A 4,867-nucleotide genomic window follows, 5' to 3' on the forward strand; every position below is an offset into this window, starting at 1 on the left:
GACCCGCTACCTGTATTTCGACAGTTGGGATCACTTGCTCACCTTCATGCTCGAAGGATTAGAGCTAGACATCTCACCCAATACCAGTTAAATTGCCATACTGAGAATTGCTGGGCTGTTGACTTAGCGGTTGACAAATTCTATCAGCGAGTCTTGCAAGATGAGCGCATCAAGCACTTCTTTGCCAATGTAGATATGGTGAAACAACGGGCACACCAGGAGGCTTTTCTGACCTATGCCTTTGGCGGAACTGATAAATATGACGGTCGTTATATGCGCAAAGCCCACAAAGATTTAGTGGAAAAGCAAGGTTTAAACAGCGAACACTTTGATGCCGTTGCAGAAAATTTGATGGCAACGCTAAAGGAGATGGGAGTTTCTCAAGCGCTACTGGCAGAAGTCGCTGCGATCGCGGCTGCCCCCCAACACAGAAAAGATGTCTTAAACCAGTAAGACTGATCGCTTGGCCTAAGTTCTGCGTCACAGAGCGATCGCCTGCTCTACCAGGGTAACGTTATGGAACTACCGGCTCAGGAGTAGACTTTTGAGGCAGTTAGCCCCATTCACCTAGGCAGCGATCGCAACCTTCACTCTAGCCAACTGTGGCTTCAGTCAGAAGACGATCGAGTCCCAGCTCGCCTCGATTGACGCTCAGCCCAAGGCCGAGAAGCAATATGCTGCGGTATTAGACGAGCTTGATTCAAAGTGTCAAGAGGGCAGGCAGGCGATCGCTGAGCTGACGGTGAAAGCTGTAGAGCTCGTGAAGCAAGCAGACAAACCAGCCAATAACCCCTAGGTAGATGAATAGACAATTTAGCAATAGCAAAATTTACTCAGTAATTTTTATAGGTGCAGCAACCAGCCGTGAAACGTCTTTCACAGAAAACTATCCAGGTCTTAGGGAATGCAGAGAATTTCTTCAAGTCCTAAAACGAAATCGAAGGGTAACGACTTCATCAAAACGAGTCCCTATGAGTGTTGTTCTGTCCTTAAGGAATTGCTGATTGAAATTCTGGGGCTAGCCTGGTGATAGGAGATATATTGTGAACCAGTTCAACTCATCCATCGCTTTGAGTCAGTTTGATGCTATCTTATTTGATTTAGATGGCGTGATTACCGCAACCGCGAAGATTCATGCTGACTGCTGGAAACGGATATTTGATGGGTTTCTAAAGCAACGGGCTGAAGAGATTCATGAACCCTTTCAACCTTTTGACCTGCAAAATGACTATAAGCTGTATGTCGATGGAAAAATGCGCTATGTTGGCGTTCAAAGTTTTTTGGAATCGAGAGGCATTCAGTTAGCTTACGGAGAGCCATCCAATCCCCCTGGCTATGATACGGTTTGTGCGCTTGGTAATTTTAAGGATGTTTTTTTTGAGGAAGTACTTCAGGCAAAAGGGATTGAGGTATACGAAGGATCACTTGCTCTCATCCGTCATCTGAGCGATCGCGGATTCAAATTAGCGGTTGTGTCATCGAGTCACCATTGCAAAGCTGTGCTTAAGGTGGCTGAAATTGAGCATTTCTTTGCTGCTGTGGTTGATGGCAATCTAGTCGATGAATTGCACTTGGCTGGAAAACCTGCCCCAGATGCTTTTCTGTTGGGGGCAAAACAACTTGGGGTTGAACCAAAGCGAACGATTGTCTTTGAGGATGCGATTTCTGGTGTCCAGGCGGGTCACGACGGTGGATTTGGACTCGTGGTTGGAGTCGATCGCAAAGGAGATTCTGAGGCACTGCGAAAAAACGGAGCGGATATTGTTGTCCAAGATTTGAGTGAGTTACTTGGCTGACAATTAAGGTACACAAGAATTTTTACTAGTCTGCGGTGTTAGGTCAGTCTGAACTCAAACGTACCGCTACTTGAATAAGCTAAAGGAAGTCATTAGTCAGGTTAAAGCTCAATGTTGCATCATGAACCTTTAATCCCTCCTAGATATATTTATCCCCCTGAACCTTGGCGCTGGGTTGAAAAGCAGTTCTATCCAAAACTTTTGGTACAAATGGAAACTCTGTTTTCAACCGCGAATGGTTACTTAGGGATGCGAGGAGTATTTGAGGAAGGCAGTCCCGTTGGACAAAATGGCACCTTTATCAATGGCTTTTATGAATCCTGGCCCATCGTCTACGCAGAGGAAGCTTATGGCTTTGCTAGGACAGGACAAACTATTGTCAATGCCACCGACAGCAAAATTATTAGACTGTATGTCGATGATGAACCGTTTTACCTACCGACTGCGAATTTGCTCAAGTTCGAGCGATCGCTTGATATGCAAAACGGCACACTTGATCGAGAAGTTCTTTGGCAAACACCGTCTGACAAGCAAGTATCGATTCGATCGCGCCGACTGGTTTCCTTCGAACATCGGCACTTGGCCGCGATTTCTTATGAAGTCACCATCCTCAACGCCAAAGCACCAATTGTCATCTCCTCCGAAATGCACTACGACGCTTCTGCCCGTGCCAGTGAAGGCGATCCCCGTCTCGCCAAGGGCTTTAAGGAGCGGGTGCTGTTGCCTGAACACTATTGGGTTAAGGATCGCCGGATCATCCTGAGTCACATCACGAGAAACAGCCGGATGACGTTAGCTTGTGGGGTTGATCACGAATTTGAAACGAAATCTCCTTACTCTTACGAAAGCCAGTGTTCAGAAGACGATGGCAAGGTCGTTTTCTCGGTGGATGCTCAACCCGGCGTCCCAATTCGGTTAGTCAAGTACATGACGTATCACACCTCTGACCATTTTCCAGCACAAGAGTTGTGTGAACGCGCCGAGCGCACCCTTGATCGAGCGATCACTCATGGTTTTGATAATCTGCTCGTGAGCCAACGCCAGTACCTGGATGATTTTTGGGATCGCAGCGACCTCAGAATTGAGGGTGATCCACAGCATCCTAGTGACACTATAGAATTGATGCAGCAAGTGCTACGCTTCAATTTATTTCACGTTCTTCAAGCCTCTGCACGATCGGAAGGAGGAGGCGTTCCAGCCAAAGGACTCACAAGTCATGCTTATGAAGGCAATTACTTCTGGGACATGGAGATTTATCTCCAGCCGTTTTTGATTTATACCGCTCCCCGAATTGCGAAGAACCTACTGCTATTTCGCTACAGCATCCTAGATAAGGCACGACAGCGAGCCCGGGAAGTTAACCAAGACGGTGCACTATTTCCCTGGAGAACCATCAATGGAGAAGAAGCTTCTGCTTACTATGCGGCAGGCACAGCGCAATATCACATCAATGCAGACATCATCTATGCGCTGAAAAAGTATGTTGACATAACTGGAGATGATGAATTTCTCCTCAATGAAGGTGCAGAGATGTTAGTCGAGACAGCTCGGATGTGGTACAGCCTGGGATTTTTCTCCAACCGAGTCGCAGGTCAGTTCTGCATTCATGGCGTTACGGGACCCGATGAGTACAACGCGGTGGTGAATAACAACACCTACACCAACTTGATGGCACGCGAGAACCTATGGTACGCCGCTTCCACCGTTGAGATGCTGCGCGATCGCCATCCAGACTGGTTCATTGCCTTAGTCGATAAGACCAAACTGGAACTTTCTGAGGTAGAAAATTGGAGAAAGGCAGCGGATAATATGTATCTGCCTTTCGATGAACGATTAAAAATTCACATTCAACACGACACCTTCCTGGACGAAAAAGTTTGGGATTTTGAGAATACACCTCCTGATAAATATCCCTTACTCTTACACTTTCATCCATTGGTAATTTATCGACATCAGGTGATCAAGCAAGCCGATATTGTGCTGGCAATGTTTCTACTAGGAGATAAGTTTTCACCGGAACAGAAGCGGCATAACTTTGACTATTACGATCCATTGACGACAGGAGACTCCTCTCTTTCTGTTTCGATCCAGAGCATTGTTTCAGCCGAAATCGGTTATTTGGAGCAAGCGACCGAATATGCTAAATATGCAGTGCTGATGGACTTAGGAGATGTGGCAGGTAACGTGAAGGATGGCTGCCATATCGCAGCGATGGGAGGAACCTGGATGGTAGCCGTTTATGGATTTGCAGGGATGCGAGATTACAACGGTCACTTATCCTTCCATCCCAAACTACCGGAGATAGTTAAACGTCTACAATTTCCTTTGACGATTCAAGGACAGCGATTAGAGGTTGATATCCAAGGAACAACAGCAACCTATTTTTTGCAGCAAGGCACTCAGTTAGCGATCACACATCAAGGTAAAAATATTCAACTCCTTGAGGGAATACCAGTGACGGTAGAACTGAAACCCGTACTTGAGCTTAAGGGTGAATTGATTAAATCAGATATACCTTCCGATCCAACATTCAATCCAAATAAGCAGGATGATTAGCTGATGCGAGCGTTCCCGCTGCAAGTGCCAAGGTTGATGCTTGAAACCATCGTTTGCCACGCTATTCATGCCTACTTAGCGGCTTCCAGAATCCTCCTTCTTCCAACTGCGTAACTCCTGGATTAATCGAAGGTTGATACAATCCCCATAATAGTGCCCGCAGGCTGGGCACTCGACAATGATGAGTTTAAGAGGTGAGGTCATGGCAGGATTTACACAATCCTAAACATTGCTCTGTGGTTTTCCATAAGCATTAAGCCTGATATAAAGTGGCGCTGTCGGTCATTTCAGAGCGGCAAACACAGCAATTTTTAGATTGGTAAGCCATAGGCGCAGTACCAGACAGTTACTTTCTCTGACAAATGGTATGGCTTATTCAAGCGGAAACGACTGTAGATAAAATATAGCCTTACATAGCTGTGTTAGGACGTTATTCTGAAGGAGAGAAGTGTTGGGATAGAACTATGCCTGCCCCTTACAGTTACGACCTGCGGCAAAAAGCGATTGAAGCGTTT

The 4,867-nt window shown here is 46.3% G+C and carries 3 protein-coding genes; all 3 read left to right on the top strand.

From position 1 onward, the window contains the following. Window positions 1–24 precede the first annotated feature (24 nt). The 3 genes from NDA01_RS31165 (at window position 25) to NDA01_RS31175 (ending at window position 4,352) form a co-directional block, all read left to right on the top strand. Window positions 25–453 (top strand): group I truncated hemoglobin, encoded by a 429-nt coding sequence (locus tag NDA01_RS31165; protein ID WP_431193601.1) that lies wholly within the window; start codon window positions 25–27, stop codon window positions 451–453. Window positions 454–1,043: 590 nt separating this feature from the next. Beyond that, on the top strand, window positions 1,044–1,796 hold the full coding sequence (locus NDA01_RS31170; RefSeq protein ID WP_348231108.1) for an HAD family hydrolase: 753 nt from the start codon (window positions 1,044–1,046) through the stop codon (window positions 1,794–1,796). Between the two features lie 111 nt (window positions 1,797–1,907). Further along, on the top strand, window positions 1,908–4,352 hold the full coding sequence (locus tag NDA01_RS31175; RefSeq protein ID WP_348231109.1) for a glycoside hydrolase family 65 protein: 2,445 nt from the start codon (window positions 1,908–1,910) through the stop codon (window positions 4,350–4,352). Window positions 4,353–4,867: the final 515 nt, after the last annotated feature.

The sequence above is a fragment of the Trichocoleus desertorum AS-A10 genome (assembly GCF_039962155.1).
Taxonomy (GTDB): Bacteria; Cyanobacteriota; Cyanobacteriia; order FACHB-46; family FACHB-46; genus Trichocoleus.

Bases quoted from the DNA above. Each gene is read 5' to 3' on its own strand.
- NDA01_RS31175 (WP_348231109.1), top strand. From the start codon at position 1,908: ATGTTGCATCATGAACCTTTAATCCCTCCTAGATATATTTATCCCCCT.